Source organism: Aeromonas sp. TS_SC_11 (assembly GCF_057318915.1).
The window spans coordinates 2,713,847-2,737,298 of record NZ_CM170470.1; the positions used below are offsets into that span (position 1 = coordinate 2,713,847).

At 60.4% G+C, this 23,452-nt stretch carries 21 protein-coding genes; 6 read left to right on the forward strand and 15 right to left on the reverse strand.

Annotation, left to right across the window (positions count from 1 at the left end; all coding sequences use genetic code 11):
* The 11 genes from AC1P02_RS12800 to asnS form a co-directional block, all read right to left on the reverse strand.
* The gene (locus AC1P02_RS12800) at nucleotides 1–1,104 is read right to left on the reverse strand and encodes a beta-N-acetylglucosaminidase domain-containing protein (protein WP_485182391.1); all 1,104 of its coding nucleotides are present in this window, start codon (nucleotides 1,102–1,104) and stop codon (nucleotides 1–3) included.
* A 41-nt stretch (nucleotides 1,105–1,145) separates the two neighbouring features.
* Nucleotides 1,146–2,873, reverse strand: a complete 1,728-nt coding sequence (locus tag AC1P02_RS12805) for a potassium/proton antiporter (RefSeq protein ID WP_058395058.1) — start codon at nucleotides 2,871–2,873, stop codon at nucleotides 1,146–1,148.
* A 279-nt stretch (nucleotides 2,874–3,152) separates the two neighbouring features.
* Entirely contained in the window at nucleotides 3,153–3,299 is a 147-nt protein-coding gene (locus AC1P02_RS12810; protein ID WP_017411705.1) for a hypothetical protein, read from the reverse strand.
* Nucleotides 3,296–3,985, reverse strand: coding sequence for a M15 family metallopeptidase (locus AC1P02_RS12815; protein ID WP_485182392.1), 690 nt, complete (start codon nucleotides 3,983–3,985; stop codon nucleotides 3,296–3,298). Before AC1P02_RS12815 ends, AC1P02_RS12810 begins: the two co-directional genes overlap by 4 nt.
* On the reverse strand, nucleotides 3,982–5,109 hold the full coding sequence (dapE, locus tag AC1P02_RS12820) for a succinyl-diaminopimelate desuccinylase (RefSeq protein ID WP_485182393.1): 1,128 nt from the start codon (nucleotides 5,107–5,109) through the stop codon (nucleotides 3,982–3,984). Before dapE ends, AC1P02_RS12815 begins: the two co-directional genes overlap by 4 nt.
* Before the next feature lie 18 nt (nucleotides 5,110–5,127).
* Nucleotides 5,128–5,478: an ArsC family reductase gene (locus tag AC1P02_RS12825; protein ID WP_485182394.1), complete on the reverse strand. Its 351-nt coding sequence runs from the start codon at nucleotides 5,476–5,478 to the stop codon at nucleotides 5,128–5,130.
* A 216-nt stretch (nucleotides 5,479–5,694) separates the two neighbouring features.
* Nucleotides 5,695–6,606, reverse strand: a complete 912-nt coding sequence (locus tag AC1P02_RS12830; RefSeq protein ID WP_011898932.1) for a LysR family transcriptional regulator — start codon at nucleotides 6,604–6,606, stop codon at nucleotides 5,695–5,697.
* A gap of 315 nt (nucleotides 6,607–6,921) precedes the next feature.
* Complete coding sequence (locus AC1P02_RS12835; protein ID WP_005312982.1) at nucleotides 6,922–7,236, reverse strand: hypothetical protein; 315 nt, start codon at nucleotides 7,234–7,236, stop codon at nucleotides 6,922–6,924.
* Nucleotides 7,237–7,595: 359 nt separating this feature from the next.
* Nucleotides 7,596–8,252 carry a Dph6-related ATP pyrophosphatase gene (locus tag AC1P02_RS12840; protein ID WP_485182395.1) on the reverse strand — a complete coding sequence of 219 codons (657 nt, stop codon included), beginning with the start codon at nucleotides 8,250–8,252 and terminating at the stop codon, nucleotides 7,596–7,598.
* Nucleotides 8,253–8,413: 161 nt separating this feature from the next.
* Nucleotides 8,414–9,757: an anaerobic C4-dicarboxylate transporter gene (locus tag AC1P02_RS12845; RefSeq protein ID WP_021137946.1), complete on the reverse strand. Its 1,344-nt coding sequence runs from the start codon at nucleotides 9,755–9,757 to the stop codon at nucleotides 8,414–8,416.
* 366 nt (nucleotides 9,758–10,123) lie between these two features.
* Nucleotides 10,124–11,524, reverse strand: a complete 1,401-nt coding sequence (asnS, locus tag AC1P02_RS12850) for an asparagine--tRNA ligase (protein WP_290020250.1) — start codon at nucleotides 11,522–11,524, stop codon at nucleotides 10,124–10,126.
* 194 nt (nucleotides 11,525–11,718) lie between these two features.
* Between asnS and AC1P02_RS12855 the strand changes: the two genes are divergently transcribed.
* Complete coding sequence (locus AC1P02_RS12855) at nucleotides 11,719–12,069, forward strand: hypothetical protein (protein WP_011898929.1); 351 nt, start codon at nucleotides 11,719–11,721, stop codon at nucleotides 12,067–12,069.
* Here AC1P02_RS12855 and AC1P02_RS12860 read toward each other — a convergent pair.
* Nucleotides 12,066–12,878 (reverse strand): HAMP domain-containing protein, encoded by an 813-nt coding sequence (locus tag AC1P02_RS12860; protein ID WP_005312995.1) that lies wholly within the window; start codon nucleotides 12,876–12,878, stop codon nucleotides 12,066–12,068. The genes AC1P02_RS12855 and AC1P02_RS12860 overlap by 4 nt on opposite strands.
* A gap of 135 nt (nucleotides 12,879–13,013) precedes the next feature.
* Nucleotides 13,014–14,288, reverse strand: coding sequence for an adenosylmethionine--8-amino-7-oxononanoate transaminase (bioA, locus tag AC1P02_RS12865; RefSeq protein ID WP_485182396.1), 1,275 nt, complete (start codon nucleotides 14,286–14,288; stop codon nucleotides 13,014–13,016).
* Between the two features lie 192 nt (nucleotides 14,289–14,480).
* Between bioA and bioB the strand changes: the two genes are divergently transcribed.
* From bioB to htpX, 5 genes are all read left to right on the forward strand, one after another.
* On the forward strand, nucleotides 14,481–15,581 hold the full coding sequence (gene bioB / locus AC1P02_RS12870; protein WP_485182397.1) for a biotin synthase BioB: 1,101 nt from the start codon (nucleotides 14,481–14,483) through the stop codon (nucleotides 15,579–15,581).
* Nucleotides 15,578–16,795, forward strand: a complete 1,218-nt coding sequence (gene bioF / locus AC1P02_RS12875) for an 8-amino-7-oxononanoate synthase (RefSeq protein ID WP_485182398.1) — start codon at nucleotides 15,578–15,580, stop codon at nucleotides 16,793–16,795. The genes bioB and bioF overlap by 4 nt, the downstream gene beginning before the upstream one ends.
* The gene (gene bioC / locus AC1P02_RS12880) at nucleotides 16,788–17,600 is read left to right on the forward strand and encodes a malonyl-ACP O-methyltransferase BioC (RefSeq protein WP_485182399.1); all 813 of its coding nucleotides are present in this window, start codon (nucleotides 16,788–16,790) and stop codon (nucleotides 17,598–17,600) included. The genes bioF and bioC overlap by 8 nt, the downstream gene beginning before the upstream one ends.
* A 153-nt stretch (nucleotides 17,601–17,753) precedes the next feature.
* Nucleotides 17,754–18,434, forward strand: coding sequence for a dethiobiotin synthase (gene bioD, locus AC1P02_RS12885; protein ID WP_096119200.1), 681 nt, complete (start codon nucleotides 17,754–17,756; stop codon nucleotides 18,432–18,434).
* 114 nt (nucleotides 18,435–18,548) lie between these two features.
* Nucleotides 18,549–19,421, forward strand: coding sequence for a protease HtpX (gene htpX, locus AC1P02_RS12890; protein ID WP_485182400.1), 873 nt, complete (start codon nucleotides 18,549–18,551; stop codon nucleotides 19,419–19,421).
* Between the two features lie 75 nt (nucleotides 19,422–19,496).
* Here htpX and AC1P02_RS12895 read toward each other — a convergent pair whose 3' ends face one another.
* Both AC1P02_RS12895 and AC1P02_RS12900 read right to left on the reverse strand, forming a co-directional pair.
* Entirely contained in the window at nucleotides 19,497–21,209 is a 1,713-nt protein-coding gene (locus tag AC1P02_RS12895; RefSeq protein WP_096119199.1) for a methyl-accepting chemotaxis protein, read from the reverse strand.
* 210 nt (nucleotides 21,210–21,419) lie between these two features.
* Nucleotides 21,420–23,228: an MOSC N-terminal beta barrel domain-containing protein gene (locus tag AC1P02_RS12900; RefSeq protein WP_485182401.1), complete on the reverse strand. Its 1,809-nt coding sequence runs from the start codon at nucleotides 23,226–23,228 to the stop codon at nucleotides 21,420–21,422.
* Nucleotides 23,229–23,452: the final 224 nt, after the last annotated feature.

The following is a 23,452-nucleotide window of genomic DNA, read 5'->3' on the forward strand; positions in this document are numbered from 1 at the left end:
TCAGTCGGTCAGGCAGTCAGGATCAAACACATATTCACCGGCCAGCCAGCGCAAGATTTCGTTTACACACATCTGATCCTGAAACGGCAGGTAACGGCTCTTGAGATGGGCGATCTGCTCCTGGGTGAGCAGGGCCAGCCCCATGTCCTGAAACAGCGGCAGATCTGCCTCTATCATCGCCGAAATCTGCGGCCCGCAGGTGGCATTGAGGGAGGCGTGCAGCGCCTTGTCAGCATCATACTGCTTGCCGAGCCGGTAGCTCATGGGCAGGGTGGCGAGCGGCAGCACAGAGAGCGCCGCCTGCTTCATGGGGTTGACTGCGTGGCCCGCGACCAGATCCACAAGTTCTGCCGGACGATTCTCGAAGGCGCGCAGGTGCAGGAAGCTGCTGGCCTTGCTGCCATCGTTGACCGGATAGTTGTCCCACAAAAAGGGTTTGCGCCCGAGCTGCTCGGTCACCTGCTTGAGGTGGGGGGCCGGGTATTCGCTGGAGCAGACCCTGGGGCCTGTCCAGAAGATCTCGAAACGGCGGTCGAGTTGCTGGCCTATATCCTCCAGATAGCGGGGGGGCATGGCGCCGAACACCTTTTCCAGCACGGGATCCGTGGAGTAGTAGCTGGGGCAGAAGATGAGACGGCCGGCCTTGCTGTGGGCCGCAATGTCGTGGGCTATGGTGAGCTGGTGGTGGGCCAGATCCGGGGTATCCCCCTTCATGTCGTCGAACAGCACAGCCAGTATGTCAGGCTGCAGCGCTTCGTCGATAAGGCGCACCTTCTCCAACAGGGCCGGGCGCTTGCGATCATAGTCGTGGTGGGCACCCATGGGGCTCAAGCCCACCCCGAAGGCGAGGCCGTTGTCGCGGCACTGGCGGGCCAGCTGGCGCAGTGCCTCGAGCTCGGCTTCAGGCCAGGGCAGGGCCCAGTGCTTGCGCAGATAGCCATCTTCTTTCGGGGCATAGATGTAGAAGCCGTAGCCGTGGCGTGGCAGCCATTGAGCGTAGCGGGCGCGGGCTTCCCAGCTCCAGCCCTTGCCAAAGAATCCCTCTATCAATCCCAGGTTGGGAAAAGGGGGTTGCAGGCCAGACAACTCGGTTTGGTAAGGCATAATGAACTCCCTGCTCGCAAAGGCGGGTCAGACGATGTGCGTCAGACCGGGTCTTCTTCCTGAAAGCGCACCCCTATCTTGCGGGGCGTGCCTTCTTCCATTTCGGCCACTGTCCAGATCAGGCCCTGCCATTCGACCTGATCGCCGACTACCAGATTATCGCCCAACTGGTCGGCAAGAAAATCGCCAAGTGTCTGATCCGCCACCTCGCTCACATCCAGCCCGTAGAGCGGAGCCAGGTCCACCATATTGGCGGCCGCCTCCAGCAGGAAGTCACCGAAGAAGCGCGGACCCAGATCCTGCTCAGGAGCCTGACTGAACAGCTGGCCGAGAGCTGGCAAATCTCGCTCGTGTCCTATGACGCAGAGGATGTCATTGGATTGCAGGCAGGTACTGCCCGAGGGGTGCAGCAGTTCCTGATCCCGGAACAGGGCGCAGATGCGGGTACCCTTGGGCATGCGCAGATCCCGCAGGGGCGAGCCGATGCACCACTTCTCGGCGCTGAGGCGGTAGACGAAGGTCTCCCACTGGCTGTCCAGATCTATCTCAAGCCCGGATCGGTTGATGGGTGACGGCGGTGCCGGTACCTCAACCCTGGCCAGCTTTGATGCCAGCGGCAGCGAGCTGCCTTGCAGTATGAGGGAGACCAGCACCACGAAGAAGGCGACATTGAAGTAGAGCTGGGCGTTGGGCAGCCCGGCCATCATGGGGAAGACCGCCAGTATGATGGGCACGGCGCCGCGCAGCCCCACCCAGGAGATGAACCAGCGCTCGCGGGGGGCGAAGTTCTTGAACGGCAAGAGGCCAATCCAGACAGAGACGGGACGGGCGAACAGTATCATCCAGGCGGCGAGTGCCAGCGCCGGCAGGGCGATGGGCAGCAGCTTGTGGGGGGAGGCCAGCAGCCCCAGCACCAGGAACATGCCGATCTGGCTGAGCCAGGTCAGGCCATCGAGTACCGACAGCGTGGTACTGCGACTGCGCAGGGAGAGGTTGCCGAGCAGCAGGCCGGTGAGATAGATGGCGAGGATGCCGCTGCCTCCGATGGCCGTGGTGAGGGCGAAGATGAGCAGGCCACCACTGACGGTCAGCAGGGGATAGAGGCCCGGAGCCAGCCTGGCGCTGTTGATGAGTTTCCACAATAGCCAGCCGCCGCCCAGACCTATGCCGGCACCGAGGCCAAACTGCTTGCCCAGTTGCAGCAGCAGGAAGAACCAGTCCAGCCCCTGTTGGTTGGTGGCAAGAATTTCGATCAGGGTGACGGTGAGAAACACCGCCATGGGGTCGTTGCTGCCGGACTCTATCTCCAGGGTGGCACTGACCCGCTCGTTGAGGCTGCGCCCGCCGAGCAGGGAGAAGACAGCCGCCGCATCGGTGGAGCCGACGATAGCGCCGATCAGCATGCCCTGCATCAGGTTGAGGTCGAACAACCAGGCGGCGGCCAGACCGGTCAGCCCTGTGGTGATGGCCACGCCGACGGTTGCCAGCGAGAGCGCTGGCCAGAGTGCGACCCGAAAAGAAGAAACCCGGGTACGCATGCCGCCGTCGAGCAATATGATGGCGAGCGCCAGGTTGCCCACCAGATAGGCGACCGAGTAGTCAGCGAAGTGAATGCCCCCCGGCCCATCTTCCCCGGCCAGCATGCCGACCGCGAGAAATATCACCAAAATGGGGATACCAAGGCGAGAGGAGAGCGCGCTCAACAGGACACTGGCTCCCACCAACAAGGCCGCGACTAAAAAGAAACTGTTGATGGTGACGGCATCCAATGGCGAACTCCTTCTGTCAAAATGCAAAACAGGCACATTATATGCAGTTTGTTGGGCGCAGTGTGGCTTAATTGTGCATTTATTTGCAGTTTTTTACATTTTCAGTGCTGCCAGGAACTGGGTTTTTACCTTGAAGATGGCGGGAAGTAAGGGAGAAATAAGTCCTGTTCTATGTGAACGGGATCACTGAGCCATCATCAGGATGGGGAGGGAGAATTCCGCCCTCGTGAAAAGCAGCAGGGGCGCCATAGTGGCGCCCCTGGCGGGCTGAGAGGACGATCAGTCGTCCTCGTCATCCTTGACTTCCCGTATCTTGTCCTTGTATTTGGGCAGCTGTTTCTCCAGCCGCTTCATGTCCTTGATGGCATTGAGAAACATGCCAAGCAGGAAGAGCAGTGGCAAACCAATCCACAGCCAGAGATTCATGGGGTTTTCCTTTCGTCAGGACAGGTGGTGACATAACGGGCCAAAATCTCGTCAAGATGGGCCAATATGGTTGACTTGCCTTCAATATCCGCCTGTTGCAGGCAAAGCGCCAGCGCATCCGGATCCAGCCGCTGCTCCCGGGATTCCAGCGCGAAGCTGATATGCCAGGGTTCGTAGGCGACACCGCTGCCGCTACCCACAGGTCTGGCATAAGGCAGGAAGAAGCCGAAGTCATTCATGTGGTCGGTCAGCCAGTCGCCGAGGTCGCTAAACCAGCCCCCGGCTTCATACTCCCAGGGCTCCAGCGCCAGCTTGGTACCGGCAGGCAGGCAGTCGGGATCATAGATGTCCAGATCCGTGCCCCAGTGATGGCGACTGGTACCGGGCAGGGCGCTCCAGTGCAGTATGGCGTGCAGCCGTTCGCACTCGCTCAGTTGCAGTGTGTCCATAGGCTGGTTGTCGGCATCCAGCAGGGGGCGCTCACCGCGCCACTTGCCATTCCAGATGGCGAGCTGACGCTCGAAGCTGCGCCAGCTGGAGGCCGCCTGCAGGTTGTGCCCTTCATGGGCAGCGGCCACCTGCATGTCGTTGAAGGCCGCTGCAGTGGCAGCGGTCAGGCGATGGGGCCCGCGTCCCACCAGAACAAGGTGACTCTCGTCGAGTCCCAGCAGTTGTTCCTGGGTCATGCCAGCAATCTCTCGAGTACCCCTTGGTACATCTCTGCCAGCAGATCCAGATCCTCGGCCTTCACGCACTCGTTCACCTTGTGGATAGTGGCATTGACGGGCCCGAGTTCGATCACTTCGGCCCCTGTGGGGGCAATAAAGCGCCCATCCGAGGTGCCGCCCGTGGTGAGCAGTGCCGGTTGCTGGCCATTGACCGCCGCTACCGCCGCCACTGTGGCCTCCAGCAGGGCACCGGTATCGGTCAGGAAGGGCTGGCCGGAGAGGGTCCATGTCAGCTCGTAGTCCAGACCGTGCTTGTCGAGCAGGGCCTGGACGCGTTCACGAATATCCATGTCGGTCAGTTGTGTGCTGAAGCGGAAGTTGAACTGAACCTGCAATTCCCCCGGAATGACGTTGGAGGCGCCGGTGCCGGCCTGGATATTGGCAATCTGGAAGCTGGTGGGGGGGAAGTAGGCGTTGCCTTCATCCCATACAGTCTCGGCGAGCTCAGTCAATGCCGGCGCCGCCTTGTGGATGGGGTTGTCCGCCAGATGGGGATAGGCCACATGCCCCTGTACTCCACGCACCAGCAGATCCCCTGTGATGGAGCCACGTCGACCGTTCTTTACCACGTCTCCCACCACATGGGTGGAGGAGGGCTCGCCGACGATGCACCAGCGGATCTTCTCGTTGCGCGCTTCAAGGGTGTCGATGACACGCACTGTGCCATTGATGAAGGGGCCCTCTTCATCCGAGGTGATGAGAAAGGCGATGGACCCCTGATGATCCGGATGCTCGGCCACGAAGCGTTCGACGGCCACCACCATGGCGGCGAGGGATCCCTTCATGTCGGCGGCGCCGCGACCGTAGAGCACGCCATCCTGGATGGTCGGTTCGAACGGCGGTGTGTGCCACTTCTCCAGCGGCCCGGCCGGTACCACGTCGGTGTGGCCGGCAAAGCAGAACAGGGGGCCTTCGCTGCCACGGCGCGCCCAGAGGTTGGTGGTGTCTTCAAACACCATGGGTTCGATGACGAAGCCAAGACGCGCCAGGCGTTCGCTCATCAGGGCCTGACACCCTACATCCTGCGGGGTAACGGAGGGGCGGCGGATCAGATCCTTGGCCAGTGCGATGACGTCCGACATCAGCGTTCCTTAAAAAGTTTAACGAGAGAAGAGGGATTGATAGTGATCAGCCTTGAAACCCAGGGTCAGCTCGCCGTTCCGATCCAGCAGCGGGCGCTTGATCATGGCGGGATGTGCCAGCAGCAGTGCGCGTGCTTTTGCGGTATCCAGCCCCTGTTTTGCTTCATCCGGCAGGGCGCGGAAGGTGGTGCCACGGCTGTTGAGCAGGGCTTCCCAGCCAAGTTTTGCCAGCCAGCTATCCAGCGCGGCGGGATCCAGGCCATCGGCCCTGTGGTCGTGAAAGCGGTAGTCGATGCCAGCCTCGTCCAGCCACTTGCGGGCTTTCTTGATGGTGTCGCAGTTTTTGATGCCATAGAGGGTGGTGGCCATGGGGAGTCCTTGTCTGCGGGCGTGGGCCCTGAAAGCTGAAACTTGAGATCTGAACATGAAATCAAGGAAAGGCCCGATTCTGGCATTGTGGCGATCTCAAGGCAACGCTGGCACTGCGACTCGGGGGATTTTACCAGGGGAGTCGCCAGCCAAAGGGCCAGAGTCAAATGCTGTGATGATGGGAAAAGAGCCCGGCGCACGGGGCGCCGGAGGGGATCATAGCTCGCAGAGGGATTGGCACCAGAGATGCAATTCTGACTCGAACCAGTTGAGCATGGCGTGGTTGTCGTCGCGGCGATGGCGGATGAGGCTGACCTCGAAGGTCGGCAGGGTAAAGCGGGTCTCGTACTCCACCAGATCCAGCAGCGGCATCAGCGGACGCAGTACCCTGGCTGGCGAGGTCAGCAGCAGGGGGGCATAGGGCAGGATGAAGGGTGCTGCCAGAAAACTCTGCACTATCAAGGGGGTATGGCGGGTCATGCCGTGCGCTGCGAGCAGGTCATCGACTATGCCCCCTTCGCTGCCACGGGGGGCGACCAGCAGATGCTGGGCCTTGGCGAAAGACTCTATGCAGAGCACCTGACCCTGAAAGGGATGGCTGCTGTGGGCGGCGCAGATCAGCTTGTCTTCAAACAGCGGGATGCGGCGAAAGCGACCGGGTACCTCGTCCTGCTTGCTGATCACCATGCTGACAACCCCTTCGTCGAGCTGGTCCTCGTAATCTGCATTGAGGGGCACCATGTGGATGCGCAGGTTGGGCGCTTGCTGCTGCAGGCGCCCCAGCAGGCTTGGCATCATCACATATTCCACATAGGTGTGGGCACCGATGCGCAGTACTCCCTCGAACTGGCTCGGGTCGTGCTGTTCGGGCTGGCTGAAGGTCTGCTCTATGTCGTGCAGTATTTCCCGCAGTGGCAGCAAGAGTGCCTGTGCCCTTGCGGTAGGTTCCATTCCCAGGGGGGTGCGGATCAGCAGGGGATCGTCATAGAGCAGCCGCAGGCGGGCCAGAGCCCGACTGACGGCAGGCTGGCTCATGGCGAGTCGCTCGGCGGCCTTGGTGGTGTTGCGTTCCTCCAGCAGGGCCTTGAGCACCACCAGCAGGTTGAGGTCGACGCCTCGTAAATTCATTCTGTGCATAATGGAATACTAATAAATCATTTCCTTAAGCAGGGCCTTCACTTTAGTCTCACTCCCCGTCGATGGTCAGCATGAAGCTTGGATAAATCAGCGATTTATACAAACCCATGTTGTCCTGTTACCTCTTTCGCGTGGTGCCGGGGGTGGCAAGATTCGACAGCCTGAACTCTTTACTCTGGTCATCCAGAGCGTTGCTTGCTTAGTACCCGCCTTTGAGGCGGGTTTTTTTTGCCTGCGGTTCAGGAAAGCGGGCCCGAAGAAGTACAAAACGCGCCAGCGGGCGCGTTATGGTGATGAATGTCTGGATCAGGGGGCAACAGGCCATTGGTAGTCAAACACCCTGGCACGCTCCCAAGGAGCGTCCGGCAGGCCGGAGGAGAGGCCGGTGTATTTGCCCACATCGTCCACCACTATGGTGGAGAGGATCGGCAACTGGTGTTCGGTGCAGTACATGCGGATGCGTTGCAGCAGGGTGCGCAGCTCATCCTGGCTATTCTCCAGCCCGGCCTGCCTGGCCAGTTTGGAGTAACGAATGGTAGTGCGTTCCTTTGCTGACTCGACGAGGATGTCCCATAGCTTGTAGTCGCAGGTTGTGGTGCCTGCAGTGGCTTGGTTTGTCATAACTCTCTCCGGCGCGAAATGGTCGCTGTATGTCGATGGGCATCTTGGCCAGTTCACTGGCCCCTGACGTTGATCCAGAGCAAAAAAGCCTGAGGTTCCTCGCCAGAATGCTTGGCAAAGGGATTCTAAAGCTTTGCTATTAGTTTAAATTTCCATTTTTTATTGTTTTTTTGGAGTTTTGTTCTGGCGAAGTGAGGCTCCGTCATGGTTGGCGACCAGGAGCAAGGGAAAACGGTGCCGTCTATGTCTGTATCCTCCTGTTGCTGGCTCATATGGCCCTTTACCAAACCGCGACCGGATCAACGATTGAACCCGCTTGTTTGCCGCCAGAAGAAGCTCCTGCCTTCACCGCCGCCCGGCTATTCCTCCTTTTCTGTCAGGTAGGCCAGGTGTGCCTGCGCTGCCAGATGCCAGCCATCAAGCCCAAGAGGGGCGGCAAAGCCCGGGCCGTCGGTCACCATGGTGTGGTATTCCCCTTGTTCCCCACACAGATCGAACCCCTGCCGGTCTGCCAGCGCTTTCAATTCAGTGATGGCGGATGCGTCCAGCACACGACCGACCCAGTCGGGTGCCAGCGTGCGGGTATCGACGCAGGAGAGGTGGGCGACGATGCCGCGCCCAAGCATGTCGCTCAGCAGTGCTTCGCGAGATTGCTGCCAGAGCGGTGTGTGTACCTCAAGCCCCAGCGGGCGGCAGCGTTCGCGGATCCAGTTGCTGGCGCCCCCCACGCTGTCGATATCGCCGGTGACCACCCCATCGAGTTTCCACTCCTGCTGCAAGCTGGTCAGTGCCCTTTCGTAGCTCTGATCGAATGGCGCTTCTATGGTAACCAGCTGGTGGGGCAGGCCCAGCGCCTCGGCCTGACGGCGTACCAGTGGCAGGGGATGAGCGAGAAAACGGGGGGATGGCGGGGCAAAGGTGACCAGTGCCACCACCTGATGCCCCTGCTCACGGGCATGACAGAGGGCCTGCATGGCATCTTTGCCGCCGCTCCAGAGCAGGATGACGCGAGACATGGAGTCGATTCCGATGGTGAAAGAGGGAGCATGCTACCCAGTGGCGGGGTCGCAGGTAAAGCCGTGGCGTGAAATCGTAACGGGAATAGGCAGGGGGAGAAAAGAGCAGGCCCCCGAAGTTGGGGGCCTGTGTGGCAATGGTGCGATAAACACCGCTGCGATTAGAGCAGAATGGTGGTCAGCACGTAACCCAGGGCGCAGGAGCTGCTCACCCCGATCAGCCCCGGAATGATGAAGCTGTGGTTGATGATGAACTTGCCGATGCGGGTGGTGCCGGAACGGTCGAAACCGATACAGGCCAGATCGCTCGGGTAGGTCGGCAGCACGAAGTAACCGTAGCTGGCCGGCAGGAAGGCGATCAGCAGCTTGGGCTCCACCCCCAGCGCCAGACCCATGGGGGCGATGGCGGTCAGGGCGGCAGCCTGGCTGTTGACCAGCTTGGAGATGAGGAACAGCACCAGGGCGTAGGTCCAGGGCTGGGCCTGTACCACGTGGGACAGGGTTTCTTTGAGCAGCGGCATGTGGGCCTGGAAGAAGGTTTCGCTCATCCATGCAACCCCGAACACGGAGAAGATGGCGACCATGCCGGCCTTGAAGACAGCCCCGTTGGCGATCTCACCCGGTTTGACCTTGCAGCGCATCAGAATGATGGCACCGGCGATCAGCATCATCATCTGGATCACCAGGTTCATGGAGAGAGGGCCTGTCTTGTCCTTGATGGTGAAGACGGGGCGCAGCCCTTCGTTGGCGCCAAGCAATACTACGGCAGCGATGGCGGCGAAGAAGATCCAGGTAGACCAGTAGGCCTCTTTCGGGAACTTGGTGTTGAGCAGGGTTTCACCGCCGCCATAGATGAAGGCGTGCTGCTCCGGATCCTTGATCCTGGCCTGAAACTCTTCATCCTTGTCCAGATCCTTGCCGCGACGCAGGCTCCACAGGGCCGCCATCATCACGCCGGTCAACGAGGAGGGGATGGCAATCATCAGGATATCCAGCAGGCCGTAAGCCTCACCGATACCGTGTCCGGCTGCCAGTATGGAGACCATGGAGACCACGGCGACCGAGACTGGCGAGGCACAAATCGCCATCTGGGAGGCGACGGAGGCGACCGCCATCGGCCGTTCCGGGCGGATGTTCTTTTGCAGCGCTATGTCGGAGATGATGGGGAACATGGTGTAAACCACGTGGCCGGTACCGCACAGGAAGGTGAGGGTCCAGGTGGTGAGCGGGGCCAGTATGGTGATGTATTGCGGGTGACGGCGCAGCAGACGCTCGGCCACCTGCATCATCAGGTTGAGGCCGCCGGCGGTCTGCAGGGTGGCGGCGCAGCCGATCACCGCGAGTATGGTCAGCATGACTTGCACTGGCGGTTCGCCCGGTGCCAGGCCGAACACGAAGGTCAGCAGGAACAGACCTATGCCACTGATGAGACCCAGTCCCATGCCCCCAAATCGGGTACCCAGCAACAAGCAGCCGAGTACCACCATAAATTCCATCAAGATCATTCCATTACCTCGCGTGATTTAATCCATATCTGTGCTGTGTTGAGCTCATGGACCGGGATTGTCTGTTTTTATTTAGCCCTAAAGGGTTAGTGGGTATTGTGCCCTTCTCAAAGGGGCAAAAAATTGAGGTACTTCAATAACTCATCGCTTTTTGATTTAACTGCATAAAAACCACGTATTAACATGATTGTTATTTGAAGGGGGCTGGTTGGTATCATACGGGGCTGGCATCTTGAGGTGCACTGCAACAAGGCTGCAGCCAGAAGGGGAAGTGTGATTAATTGTGGTGGCTGCGAGGGGCGAATGCCGTGGGGCGGGCAACAAAAAGCCGACCCTGAGGTCGGCTTTGTCGGCAAAGGGCCGTTATCAGAATTCGGCGGTACGGGGTGTACGGGGGAAGGGGATAACGTCACGGACGTTGCCCATACCGGTCACGTAGACCACCAGACGCTCGAAACCGAGGCCGAAACCGGCGTGCGGGACTGTGCCGAAGCGGCGCAGATCGCGATACCACCAGTAATCTTCCTTGTTCAGACCCATTTCGGCCATGCGCTGATCGAGTACCTCGAGGCGCTCTTCACGCTGGGCACCGCCGATGATCTCGCCGATCCCGGGGGCCAGTACGTCCATGGCGGCAACAGTCTTGCCGTCATCGTTGAGACGCATGTAGAAGGCTTTGATGTCTTTCGGGTAGTTCTTCACAACTACAGGAGACTTGAAGTGCTCCTCGGCCAGATAGCGCTCGTGCTCGGAGGAGAGATCGATGCCCCAGGAGACAGGGAACTCGAACTTCTTGCCGCAGTTTTTCAGCACTTCGATGGCATCTGTGTAGTCGATCTGGGCAAAGTCGGAGGAGACGAAGCGTTCCAAACGATCGATGGCATCCTTGTCGACGTGCTGGGCAAAGAACTCCAGATCGTCGCGGCGCTCGGCCAGTACGGCGTTGAAGACGTACTTGAGCATGGCTTCGGCCAGGGCGGCGTTATCGTCCAGGTTGGCGAAGGCAATTTCCGGCTCAACCATCCAGAACTCGGCCAAATGGCGGCTGGTGTTGGAATTCTCGGCGCGGAAGGTGGGCCCGAAGGTGTAGACCTTGGAGAGGGCACAGGCGTAGGTTTCGACGTTGAGCTGACCGGAAACGGTCAGGAAGGTCTCCTTGCCGAAGAAGTCCTTGTCGTAATCGACCTTGCCAGCGTCGGTGCGCGGCAGGTTTTCCAGATCCAGGGTGGAGACGCGGAACATCTCGCCGGCACCTTCGGTGTCAGAGGCGGTGATGAGCGGAGCCGCAATCCACAGATAACCCTCTTCATGGAAGAAGCGGTGGATGGCCTGGGCCAGGCAGTTGCGCACCCGGGTCACGGCGCCGACTATGTTGGTGCGCGGACGCAGGTGGGCCTGCTCACGCAGGTACTCTATGCTGTGGCGCTTGGCGGCCATGGGGTAGGTGTCCGGATCTTCGACCCAGCCTACGACCTTGACGTCGGTGGCTTGCAGTTCGAAAGCCTGACCGCTGCCCTGGGAGGCGGCAACCACACCGGTCACTTCCACGGAGCAAGCTGTGGTCAGACGCAGCACTTCATTCTCATAATTGGCCAGGGTATTGGGGACAACTGCCTGTACCGGATGGAAACAGGAGCCGTCGGATACGGCCAAAAATGAGATCCCCGCCTTGGAATCACGGCGAGTCCGGATCCACCCTTTTACTGTCTGGGTGGTGCCAACCGCATATTTACCGGTCAGCACATCTACTACGGATGCGTGCGTCATCGAAATATTGTCTCCAGCTTGTTCTTGCAGCGCTATTTGAAACACTAGGGGTCTGGCCCGGGCATTCACTGGCCCATCATGGCAGACTAAGCCGACAATCTTACCCGCGCGGGTTTGATAAACAAGCAAAAATGTCGGACTCTGGAGGGGATTTATGCCCGGATCACCTCATGGCCGGGCCAGTGGGGCAGGGGATGGACGTGAAAGAGCGGCGACAGGGACCGGACTGGTTGACCAGAGGGCTGCAGGGCTTGGTGATCCTCTGCTGGGCGGGCTTTATCGTGCTGCTCTCCCTCTATCACTATGCGCGCCCGGAAGTGGCGTACGGTTTTCTGGTCTACGGGGGGATAGCAGTTCGTGATTATTGGGATCCCGTACTGACTCCCTGGCTGGTTTATTGGCTCTGGGGTTGTTGCCTGTTGACCCTGGCGGTGTTTTTGCTGGAGCGTAAACGCAGCCGACGACGGGAGGACTCACTGCACGTCAATCTGACCATACTGCTGCTGATCTTCATCGCCAGTTTGCTGTTCTACTATGCGGGCTAATCCTGCTTTTTGTCCGGCTTCGCCTGCGCGGCAGGGCGCTTGCCGAGCTGACGTTCCACGCTGTCGAGCATCTGGTTGTAAGCCAGTGCCACCCGGCCAATCTCGTCCCCTTCATCCCCTTCCAATCGGTGACCGAAGTCATGCAGGTCGGTGGCCTCTTCCATGGAACGGGTCAGCTGGTTGAGGGGGCGAACTATCCAGGTGCGAATGACCCAGAGGGTCAACAGCAGCCCCAGCCCGAAGATACCGGTGAGAATAAGCGCCGACGTGAGAATGTTCTGCTCGACCCGGGTAAAGAGGGTGTCGAGGGAGTAGTCAAAGCGCACGGCCCCCAGCACAGTGTTCTCCGGTACCAGATGGCAACTGGTGCAGTCTGTGCCGCGAAAATCTTTCTTGGCCAACAGGGGTCGGGTTACCACCAGCTTGCTGTGCATGCCGTCGTGCACCACCTCCAGGCTGCCCTTGCCCGCCAGCGCCAGTCGATCGTACTCATCCTTGCCCTGCTCTGTCTCGCGGCCCGGCCCGTATTGCTTGCTGATTGCATCACCGCGGACGATGCGGGCATCTTCCACGTGGGCGTGATCGAGAAACTTGTTTCGCAGTGTGTCGCGAGCGTCCATCTTGCCGGTCAGCATCAGCATGTTGAGGCCGTCGAAATAGGCTTCGGTCTGCTCGCGGCTCTGCTCCTTGATGAGCGTCAGGATGAGGTCGCGCTCGCGCACCGCCTGATAGGCCGCGGAGAAGACCAGCACCATGGAAAAGATGAACAGCAGGAAGAAGTTGATTTTGGCAGCAATGGAGAGGCGCATGGGAGCAGTACATCTGTTGGGTAAAACCCGCGCAGTCTACTCGTCATGGTCGCCCGGGTCTGGTGTCTTGCTCACATTCTGATAAAAAAGAGTCAAAGGGCCCTGCATTCTCATGCAGGGCCTTTTCATGCCGGCTTAAAACTCGCCGCTGGCAATGGCTTCATGGATGGCCTGGGTCAGCACACTCAATTGTGCCGGTGTAATGACGAAGGGGGGCATCAGGTAGATGAGTTTGCCAAATGGCCGGATCCAGGCACCCAACTCCACAAACTTGCGCTGGATACGGGCCACATCTACCCGCTCCTTCATCTCCACCACGCCGATGGCGCCAAGCACTCTCACATCGGCAACCAAAGGGTTCAGGGTCAGCCGCACCAGCTCGGTTTTGAGCTGATGCTCGATGGCCTGCACCCGTTCCTGCCACGGTGAGGTCAGCAGCAGATCGATGGAGGCACAGGCCACGGCGCAGGCCAGCGGATTGCCCATAAAGGTGGGCCCGTGCATAAAGACCCCCGCTTTCCCGTCGCAAATCGTGCGGGCGACATGTTCTGTGGTGAGGGTGGCAGAGAGGGTCATGTAACCGCCGGTGAGCGCCTTGCCAAGGCACATGATGTCGGGGCTGATGCCAGCCCAGTCACAGGCAAACAGCTGGCCGGTGCGACCAAACCCGGTGGCAATCTCGTCGGCAATCAGCAGCAGGCCGAACTCGTCGCACAAAGCGCGTACCCATTGCAGATAGCGGGGGTGGTAGAAGCGCATACCGCCCGCTCCCTGCACTATGGGTTCGAGGATGATGGCTGCGATCTCTTCATGATGGTCAGCGACGAGCGTGGCGAGATCCACCACACACTCTTCGTCCCATTGGGCGTGGAAACGGCAGCTGGGGGCCGGGGCGAAGTAGTGCTCGGGCAGGAAGCCCTGGTAGAGCTCGTGCATGCCGCCATCCGGGTCACAAACGCTCATGGCACCGAAGGTGTCGCCATGATAGCCGCCGCGCAGTGTGACGAACTTGGCTCTGGGGGTGCCTTTGGCGTGCCAGTACTGCTGGGCCATCTTGAGCGCCACTTCCACTGCCACCGATCCCGAGTCGGCCAGAAACACCCGGTCCAGACCGGCCGGTGTGATCTCCACCAGCTTGCGGCACAGCTCGACCGCCGGGGCATGGGTCAGGCCGCCAAACATGACATGGGACATCTTGCCGAGCTGGGCGGTGGCGGCCGCGTCGAGTTCCGGCACCTGATAGCCGTGGATACAGGCCCACCAGGAGCTCATGCCATCCACCAGTTCGCGACCATCGGCGAGAGTGATGGTGACTCCTTTGGCGCTGTCCACTTCATAGCAGGGCAGGGGATGGGTGAGAGAGGTATAGGGGTGCCAGATGTGATTCAGGTCGAATTCTTGGTTGGTCATTTTATGTTCTATTGTCAATGGATTTGATCTGGTCGGTGTTGACAGTCTACGCGCGCTCTCTACACTAGCCAACAATTTCAGCCACTTGGCTCCTCACTCGCTGGATGGCGCGGGGGCAAAGTGGCGGGTCCGGGGCTCGGCCATCCAGGATGGCGGGCGCAGGATCCCACTTATAACAACCGGAAGCCATGTATGAATGCTTACACAGCGGGCGGCCACGCCCTTCGTCACGACTGGACCCTCGCCGAGGTTCAGGCCCTGTTTGCCCTGCCATTCAATGATCTGCTGTTCCAGGCCCAGACGATACACCGCGCCCATTTCGATCCCAACGAGGTGCAAGTGAGCACCTTGCTCTCCATCAAGACGGGTGCCTGCCCGGAGGATTGCAAATATTGTCCCCAGAGTGCCCGCTATCACACAGGGCTCGAGACCGAGCGGCTGATGGAGGTGGAGAAGGTGTTGGAGCGGGCCCGTGAGGCCAGGGCCAACGGTTCGTCGCGCTTTTGCATGGGGGCCGCCTGGCGCAACCCCAAAGAGAGGGACATGCCCTACATACTGCGGATGATCGAAGAGGTGCGAGGACTGGGCATGGAGACCTGCATGACGCTAGGGATGCTCACCGCGGATCAGGCCGCCCGCCTCGGGGCCGCAGGTCTTGACTACTACAACCACAACCTCGACACCTCGCCGGAGTTCTATGGCGAGATCATTTCTACCCGTACCTATCAGGACAGGCTCGATACCCTGGAGCATGTGCGCGGCGCCGGCATGAAGGTCTGCTCCGGCGGCATAGTCGGCATGGGTGAGCAGGCAAAAGATCGGGCGGGTCTCTTGATGGCGCTCGCCAACCTGCCGCGCCACCCGGAGAGCGTGCCCATCAACATGCTGGTGAAGGTGAAGGGGACGCCGCTTGAAAACGAAGAGAATCTCGATTCGTTCGAATTCATCCGCACCATCGCCGTGGCACGGATCATGATGCCTGCCTCCCATGTGCGCCTCTCCGCGGGGCGGGAGAAGATGAACGAACAGATGCAGGCGATGTGCTTTATGGCGGGGGCCAACTCCATCTTCTACGGCTGCAAATTGCTGACCACGCCAAACCCGGATGAGAACAGCGACATGCAGCTGTTCAAGCGACTCGGCATTCGCCCTGCCCAGCGAGCCCAGAAGCCGGATCAGGTTCAGACATTGGAACTGGAAGCCGAGCTGCTGGCCGAGGTGAGCCGCCAGAACGCGCCGGATGAGATGTTTTACGATGCTACCCGTCCCCGTGCAGGCGTCGTGCGTCCATGAAGAGTCCTGTGGTAACGGGCCCTTTTGGTCTGGGTAAGGCTCTGGCCGGGCGCGAGCAGGCCGCCTTGCTTCGCCGCCGCACTGCCACCGATGGCAGCGTGGGGGGGAGGCTGCAGGTAGCGGGCCGCGACTACCTCAACTTCTGTGCTAACGACTATCTGGGACTGGCCGATCATCCTGCCATCAAGGCCGCTTTCAAGGAGGGGATTGATTGCTATGGCACGGGCTCCGGCGCCTCGCCGCTGGTCACCGGCTACAGCCGCGCCCATCAGCAGCTGGAAGAGACGCTTGCTGACTGGTTGGGGGTGGAGGCGGTGCTGCTGTTCAACTGCGGTTTTTCTGCCAATCAGGCGGTGCTGAAAGCCTTGCTCGGCAAGGAGCATCTGCTGTGGCAGGACAGGCTCAACCACGCCTCCCTGCAGGAGATGGGCAACCAGCTCCCCTGCAAGATGAAGCGCTTCGGTCACAACGATATGACTGCTCTCGCGCGCCAACTCGAACCAAACCGGGGCTTGATCGTCTCGGAGGGGGTGTTCAGCATGGATGGGGATCAGGGCCCCTGGCCTGAGCTTGCCCGTCTGGCCGCCCAGAGCGGCAACTGGCTGATGATCGACGATGCCCACGGCCTCGGCGTGCTGGGGCCGGAGGGGCGCGGCACTCTGGTGGCGCAAGGGGTGGCTCCGGCATCTGTACACATCCAGATGGGCACTTTCGGCAAGGCGCTCGGGGTAGCCGGCGCCTTTGTCGGCGGTAGCCGCGAGCTGGTGGATTATCTGGTCAACTTCGCCCGCCACTATGTCTACAGCACCCATATGCCGGCCGCTCAGGCGTGCGCGGTCAGCAAGAGTATCGAACTGGTGCGGGTCGCCGACGATGCCCGCGCTCATCTTGGCCAGCTGATCGCCCGTTTCCGGCAAGGGGCACAGGCGCAGGGCTGGCAACTCGGTGCGAGCAACACCCCCATACAGCCGCTGCTGGTGGGGGAGAGCAGTGCGGCCCTGCAACTGGCCGAGCGGCTGCGGGATCGCGGCGTCTGGGTGAGCGCCATCCGCCCGCCCACTGTGCCGGTCGGTACGGCGCGGCTGCGTATCACGTTAAGCGCGGCTCACAGCGAGCAGGATGTGGATCGCCTGCTCGAGGCCCTCGGCCCTTGCACCCTGACGGCCAGCAGGCGCGAATCTGCCGCAGAGCCGAGAGGTGTTCGCCATGGATGAGCGCTTTCAGCAGGTTGACAAGGCGCAGCTCGCCCGCCGTTTCGGGGCGGCGGCCCGCCACTACGATGCCCATGCCCGTTTTCAGCAGGAAGTCGGTCTGGCGCTATTGGATCGCATGCCCGGGGAGCCGGTGACTCCCGCTTCCTTGTCGACCTCTCCCATATCCGGGCTGGATCTGGGTTGTGGTACCGGATTTTTCCTGCCCCACCTCGCCAGTCGTTGCCACCAGTTGCATGGGCTGGATCTTGCCCCCGGCATGTTGCAGCAGGCGGCTCTGCGTGGCAGCGGTGCGCAACTTGTGTGCGGCGATGCCGAGCGTCTGCCGTTTGCCGACGAGAGTCTGGACTGGGTCTTCTCCAGCCTCGCCCTGCAGTGGTGTGAACGACCGGCGCAGGCGTTTGCCGAACTCCACCGGGTACTCAAACCCGGTGGACAACTGCTGTTCTCGACCCTGCTTGTCGATTCGCTCTGGCAGTTGCGTGAGGCCTGGCGCACGGTTGACGACCATCCCCATGTCAATCGCTTCCTCAGCCTGCCACAATTGCAAGATGCCGTTGCCGCAGGTGGCTTCACAGCACCTTGCCTTGAGAGTCTGGCCTGGGCGCTCTCCTATCACGAGTTGAGCGGTCTGCTGCGCGACCTCAAGGGCATAGGAGCCAGCCAGCTCAACGATGCGCGTCAGTCGGGTCTGAGCAGTCGGCTGCGTTTGCAGCGCCTGACGGAGGCTTATGAAGCCTACCGTCAGCCGGATGGCCTGCTGGCCGCCAGCTATCAGGTGTGCTTGGGGCGCCTGATCCGCCGATAAGCTGGGCTGAGTCGCCCCTTGCCGGGTCTGTCCGGGGGATGCGATGTGCGAACAAGTCGGGCTGAACTCATCTTCTGTCCCGGATACTTGATATGCAGGTGATCTGCCCCTATAAACGGCGGGCTGTCGCCTGATTTGTGTTGAGGAGTCATCATGGTTAAATCCTTCTTTATCACTGGCACAGATACCGATGTGGGCAAGACGCTGGTCGCCCGCACCCTGTTGCTGGAGTTTGTCGCCCATGGCATTCAGTGCGCCGGTTACAAGCCGATCTCCGCTGGCTGCGCTCGGACCCCGGATGGGTTGCGCAACCTGGATGCCGTCTTGCTGCAAGAGGCGGCCAACCTGTCGCTGCCTTACGATATGGTCAATCCGTATGCCTTTGAACCGCCCATTGCGCCCCATATCGCCGCCAGCGAGGCCCGTGATGCCATTACCCTGAAGGGACTGTCTGACGGTCTGCGCCAGATAGAGCAGGCGGGGGCCGAGCTTGTCGTGGTAGAGGGGGCGGGCGGCTGGTTTCTGCCGCTGGATCGCAAGCATCTGCTGTCGGATTGGGTCAAGCAGGAGAACATGCCGGTGATCATGGTGGTGGGGGCCAAGCTGGGTTGTCTCAACCATGCGCTGCTCACCTTTGCCGCCATTCGAAACGACAATCTGCCGGTAGCAGGCTGGGTCATGAATCGGCTGTACGGATCCATGAGTCACTACCAGGAAAACCTGGACACCTTGAGGGGCTTGCTCCCCGCGCCGTTTTTGGGTGAAATACCCTTTGTAAACAATCCACTTGAGGCTGATTTGCGCGGGCGTCTCGATATATCCCCTCTGCTCTGAACCCGACATTCAGCGAACATTCATCGAATCTATCTATTATGCGGAACAGGTGTGATACCGACCGGCTGTGAACCGGAACGGGATGCACCTATCCATATCTCACAAGGAGTCTATATGAAGCGAATTATGCTATTCCTGGTGACCAACCTGGCCGTCATGCTGGTGCTGGGGGTGGTACTCAATATCCTGTTCTCGGTTCTGGGGATCAACAAGTCCAGCATTTCCGGTCTGTTGATGTTCTGTGCCGTGTTCGGTTTTGGGGGTTCCTTTATCTCCTTGCTGATGTCCAAGTGGATGGCCAAGCGCAGCTATGGCGTCCAGGTCATCGAGCAACCCCGTAACGAGACAGAGCACTGGCTGGTCAGTACAGTTGCCCGTCAGGCCCGTGAAGCGGGTATCAAGATGCCGGAAGTGGGGATCTACGACTCACCGGAGATGAATGCTTTTGCGACCGGTGCCCGTCGTGACGACTCCCTCGTCGCTGTTTCGTCCGGCCTGCTCTACAGCATGAGCCGCGACGAGGCGGAAGCCGTGCTGGCTCACGAAGTGAGCCATGTGGCCAACGGTGACATGGTGACTCTGACCCTGATCCAGGGGGTGGTAAACACCTTCGTGATGTTCTTCGCCCGTATCGTGGCCGGTGTCATCAGCAACTTCTTCAGCTCCAACAACGACGAAGAGAGCAGCAGCTCCGGTGGTTTTGCCTACATGATCACCGTGTTCGTGCTGGAGATTGCATTCGGTGTGCTGGCCTCCATGATCGTCATGTGGTTCAGCCGTCAGCGTGAGTTCCGCGCCGACGCAGGTGCCGCCAAGCTGGCGGGTCGTGACAAGATGATTGCTGCGCTGCAGCGCCTCTCTCGCGGTGCCGAGCCACAGATGGAAGGCTCCATGATGGCGTTTGGCATCAACGGCAAGCGCTCCATGAGCGAGCTGTTCATGAGCCACCCGCCCATCGAACAGCGCATCGCCGCCCTGCGTGGTTGATGCCATCCGGTCTTGAAAAAAGCCTTGCCAAACAAACGGCTGCCCTTGGGCAGCCGTTTTGCTTTTCAGCGTTCTTTAAAGCTTGAAGCGACCCATCTCCTGGCGCAGCAGCCGTGACAGCTGCTTGAGCTTGGCGGCCTCCTGCGATACGTGACGGGCCGCATCCCCCGACTGCTCGGAGAGGGAGGTGATGTGGCCGACGGTGGAAACCACCTCGTTGGCGGCGGTGGATTGCTCGCGCAGTGTGTGGCTTATCTCCCCCATCAATCCGGTCAGGTTGGCTGCATGACTCTTGATGCTGGTGATGGCCTCGCCGGTCTGGTTGGCCAGACTCACGCCGCGAGAGACGTTGTTGACCGTGTTCTCCATGCTGCGGATGGAGGCATCCGCCCCGCTCTGGATCTTGCTGATCATGCCGGTGATCTGCTGGGTCGAGGCCGCCGAGCGGCTGGCGAGATTACGCACTTCGTCTGCCACCACCGCAAAGCCCCGCCCCTGTTCTCCCGCCCGCGCTGCCTCTATGGCGGCGTTGAGGGCCAGCAGGTTGGTCTGATCGGCGATGCCGCGGATCACCTCTATGATGTCCGAAATCTGCTGGGTGTGGCTGTTGAGCTCGGAGAGGCTGCTTGCCGCATCCCCTACAGTGCTGGAGATGTTTTCTATGCTGTCCAGGGTCTGCTTGATGACGCCGGAACCCTCTTCCAGGGTGTTGGCCGACACCTTGCTCAATTCGTCGGCATGGGTTGCGTTGTCGGAGAGGTGGCTGATGCTCACTACCAGCTCCTCGATGGCGGCCGCCATTGTCTGGGTACTGGTCTGCTGGGAGGTAGCAAACTGGGCTGTCTGCTCCGCTATCTGGGCTATGCTGTCGGCCGATCCTGACAGTTCCTCGCTGGAGTGGGAGACCTGGGCGATGATCCCCTTGAGGGTTGACTGCATGGTGGCCAGCAGGCCGATCAGGCTCTCTTGTGCGCCAACGGGTACATGGATCTGACGGGAGAAATCCCCTTGCGCCAGACTGTTGAGATCGCTTCTGAGCTGGCTGACCGAGGTGCCGGTCAAGTCGAGCAGGGCACGATAGGTGCGCCACAGGAAGAACATCAATACCAGGCCCAGGGCGATAAACAGATAGCGCAACATGGCAGACTGGCTGGTGGCATCGTCCACTGCCTGCTGGGTGCGGGTCTCCATCATGACGTAGAAGTCATCGATGGGGGCCATGATGCGCCCCTTGTTCTGGTGATAGGCCTTGTCATGCATCATGGCGATGGCTTTTTGCTGGTTGGCCGCGAGATCCCCCTCCTGCTGTTGTACCAGCTTGAAGGCGGCGACTTCGGTACTGACCAGGGCATCCGAGTTGTTCTTGGCCTCGTTGAGCTTGGCTAGCTCACCGTCGGTAAAGCCGGCATCCTTCATCAGATCGATGAGGCCACGACGCAGCGAGGTGTCGGGTCTGGGGTTTTGACCACTGGCCGCCACGAAATCCCAATAGATGCGGTTGTAGCCTTCCGGTCTGTTCTGTTCGCCGTTGCGTATGGCCAGGATCCGCATGTACTGCTGTTCATAGGCGGGATCCTTGGTGATCACATAGGTGCGACCGAGCCGGGTCAGATCGTCGGAGGATTGCCTTAGCTCATCGGCCAGCAGATAGGATTGGTAGCGTTGTTGATAACTCTGCTCGAGTTTTGTCCCTGACCAGGTGTAGGCAAAAAATACCAGCGATAGCAGGATCAGGGTGACAACGGAGAGCAAGAGATTGAGTTGAAAGGCAGGTCTGTTCTGTTCCATGGTTTGAGCGTCCTTATTCTCACCAGAATAACCCCCTTTGTCACACGGCGAAGGCCGGTACTTCTGAGGGTTTTTATTGTTCTGCAGTGAGTATAGGGGGCCGGAGGAGCAGCATGGCTCGGGTATGCCGAGAAAAGGGAAGGGGGTAAAAACAGCGGGGAAAATAAGGGCCGAGGGGCGCTTAACCCATGATGCTCCCGGCCCGCACTATTATCGCGGCCCGATCACCAGATCGGTCAAGGGCACGGCGCAGCAGGTGAGGATCTTGCCTTCGGCCCGCTCGGCTGCCGTGATGGCCGGGGCATCCGGGTGATCCACTTTCCCCGAGACGAGGGTCTGCTTGCAACTGCCGCAGATGCCGGCGCGGCAGCTCCAGGGCAGCTCCACTCCCTGCTTGTGGGCCTGATCCAGTATGGTGCCCTGATTGTTGCCGGTAAAGGTCTCTTCACCGATACGCAGCTGCACCGCCTGATGAGGGCGAGCCACCGAAAGAATGGCGCCGCCAAAGCTCTCCTGCTTGATGCGGTCCGCAGCCACGCCGAGTGCGCACAATCTGGCGGCCGCATCGGCCATAAACCCGTGAGGACCGCAGATAAATACCTCGCGCCCGGTCAACCCCTTGACCTGGGCCAGATGATCATCGCACAGCCGCCCTTTGAGCCCCTGCCAGTGAGCATCCGGCTGGCTCAGGATCAGGGTCAGTTGCATGCCTGCCCGGCTCAGGGCGTGCAGCTCGGCGGCGGCCGGTATATCTGCTTCGCTGCGGCACAAATGCATGAAGTGCACGTCGCCGAGTTCGTGTCTGAGATGCAGGGTGCGGGCTATCGACAGCATGGGGGTGACGCCTGAGCCGGCCGAAAGCAGCAGCAGGCTGCGCTCGGTGCCGAGGTGAAACTCGCCCGCCGGTGCGGCCGCCAGCAGGGTATCCCCCACCCGCAGCTGGTGGTGCAGCCAGGGGGAGATGCGCCCTTCACCCAGGCGCTTGACGCTGATGCTGTAGCGCTCCGGCAGATCTGGGCTTGAGCTCAGGGTATAGCGCCGTTGCAGCCGCTCGCCCTTGATATCCAGACTGATGGGCAGGTGCTGGCCCGGCAGGTAGTCGGGCAGCGGCTCGCCGTCGGCGGCTTCGAACCAGAAGGTTTCCAGATCCCGCGCCAGCGGCTCGCGGGCGACGCAGACCAGCTCCCGCTTCTTCGGCGCCGCATTGGGGTAGACGGGGGGACGGGCGGTTTCCAGCACCTCTATCTCGCTGCCCGCCTCAATCCAGCCCTCGTTCAGTGCCACCAGATTCTGGCCGAAATAGACCTCGCCATCTTGGCCGCGACGATAGCGGGTGAGGGTGGCCAGCGGCTCTTTCAGGGCATTGAAGCGATCCGTGCCCGCCTCCACCGTGGTCATGATGCAGCGGCTGCAGGGCTTGGCCACACTGAACTCCACCTCGCCGATGCGGATGCGGACCCAGCTGTCCTCCTCGAACGGCCGGGTTCCGGTTGCCACCAGGTTGGTACGGAACTGGCTCATCTGGTGCAGGGCATCGGAGCGCAGGTTGAGGTCATCGAGCGAGCTCTGGCTGATCAGCAGCAGGGGATAACCGTCGGCGAAGCTGACCCGGGTGCCGGTTTTTTCCCGGAAACGATCCGATTGCTCGCCGAGCCAGAGCAAGGCGACCGGCTCACCCGTGACCTTGCTCAGCCAGAGATCGGCGCTGATATCGGTATGCAGGGCGGTGAAGCTGTCGCGCCAGACGCCGGTAGTCCGAGGTGTGCGGGAAAAATCCTGTTCTCGCAGCGTGAGCGGTTCAAATCCCGGATAGCGCAACTGCAAGCCGCCCTCTATGGGGGTCGCCACTACTTGCTGTAACTGGGGATGGGTACGGGCTGTGATAAAGGTGCCGTCCGGTTTGACCACCATATAGCGGCGATCTCCCTGCAATCCCTCTTCGGTCACCCGAGCGCGAGTCAGTGGCATGCCTGCCGTTGATTTGATGGGGTAGAGATGAATGCTGTCGAGTGTTGGCATGTCCTGATCCTGTGAAGTGTCCTGTGTCAACAAGGGGAAGAGCGCTGTGACTGTCGTGGCAGCCATCCCTGCAGTGTGCTGCGCCGGTTGTCGAAGGTGCGACATGGTCAACCCAATCACATCTTCAATCGGGCAAGATGTTACAGGGGTCACGTTCTGTTCTCCATACCCCATAAAGTGCAACATTATTTGATCCTGATCCGTCAATCAGTACAAAAATCAGT

Coding starts and splice junctions, on each gene's coding strand:
- AC1P02_RS12800 (WP_485182391.1), bottom strand. CDS start 1,104: ATGCCTTACCAAACCGAGTTGTCTGGCCTGCAACCCCCTTTTCCCAAC.
- AC1P02_RS12810 (WP_017411705.1), bottom strand. CDS start 3,299: ATGAATCTCTGGCTGTGGATTGGTTTGCCACTGCTCTTCCTGCTTGGC.
- AC1P02_RS12815 (WP_485182392.1), bottom strand. CDS start 3,985: ATGACCCAGGAACAACTGCTGGGACTCGACGAGAGTCACCTTGTTCTG.
- dapE (WP_485182393.1), bottom strand. CDS start 5,109: ATGTCGGACGTCATCGCACTGGCCAAGGATCTGATCCGCCGCCCCTCC.
- AC1P02_RS12825 (WP_485182394.1), bottom strand. CDS start 5,478: ATGGCCACCACCCTCTATGGCATCAAAAACTGCGACACCATCAAGAAA.
- AC1P02_RS12830 (WP_011898932.1), bottom strand. CDS start 6,606: ATGAATTTACGAGGCGTCGACCTCAACCTGCTGGTGGTGCTCAAGGCC.
- AC1P02_RS12835 (WP_005312982.1), bottom strand. CDS start 7,236: ATGACAAACCAAGCCACTGCAGGCACCACAACCTGCGACTACAAGCTA.
- AC1P02_RS12840 (WP_485182395.1), bottom strand. CDS start 8,252: ATGTCTCGCGTCATCCTGCTCTGGAGCGGCGGCAAAGATGCCATGCAG.
- AC1P02_RS12845 (WP_021137946.1), bottom strand. CDS start 9,757: ATGATCTTGATGGAATTTATGGTGGTACTCGGCTGCTTGTTGCTGGGT.
- asnS (WP_290020250.1), bottom strand. CDS start 11,524: ATGACGCACGCATCCGTAGTAGATGTGCTGACCGGTAAATATGCGGTT.
- AC1P02_RS12855 (WP_011898929.1), top strand. CDS start 11,719: ATGGACGTGAAAGAGCGGCGACAGGGACCGGACTGGTTGACCAGAGGG.
- AC1P02_RS12860 (WP_005312995.1), bottom strand. CDS start 12,878: ATGCGCCTCTCCATTGCTGCCAAAATCAACTTCTTCCTGCTGTTCATC.
- bioA (WP_485182396.1), bottom strand. CDS start 14,288: ATGACCAACCAAGAATTCGACCTGAATCACATCTGGCACCCCTATACC.
- bioB (WP_485182397.1), top strand. CDS start 14,481: ATGAATGCTTACACAGCGGGCGGCCACGCCCTTCGTCACGACTGGACC.
- bioF (WP_485182398.1), top strand. CDS start 15,578: ATGAAGAGTCCTGTGGTAACGGGCCCTTTTGGTCTGGGTAAGGCTCTG.
- bioC (WP_485182399.1), top strand. CDS start 16,788: ATGGATGAGCGCTTTCAGCAGGTTGACAAGGCGCAGCTCGCCCGCCGT.
- bioD (WP_096119200.1), top strand. CDS start 17,754: ATGGTTAAATCCTTCTTTATCACTGGCACAGATACCGATGTGGGCAAG.
- htpX (WP_485182400.1), top strand. CDS start 18,549: ATGAAGCGAATTATGCTATTCCTGGTGACCAACCTGGCCGTCATGCTG.
- AC1P02_RS12895 (WP_096119199.1), bottom strand. CDS start 21,209: ATGGAACAGAACAGACCTGCCTTTCAACTCAATCTCTTGCTCTCCGTT.
- AC1P02_RS12900 (WP_485182401.1), bottom strand. CDS start 23,228: ATGCCAACACTCGACAGCATTCATCTCTACCCCATCAAATCAACGGCA.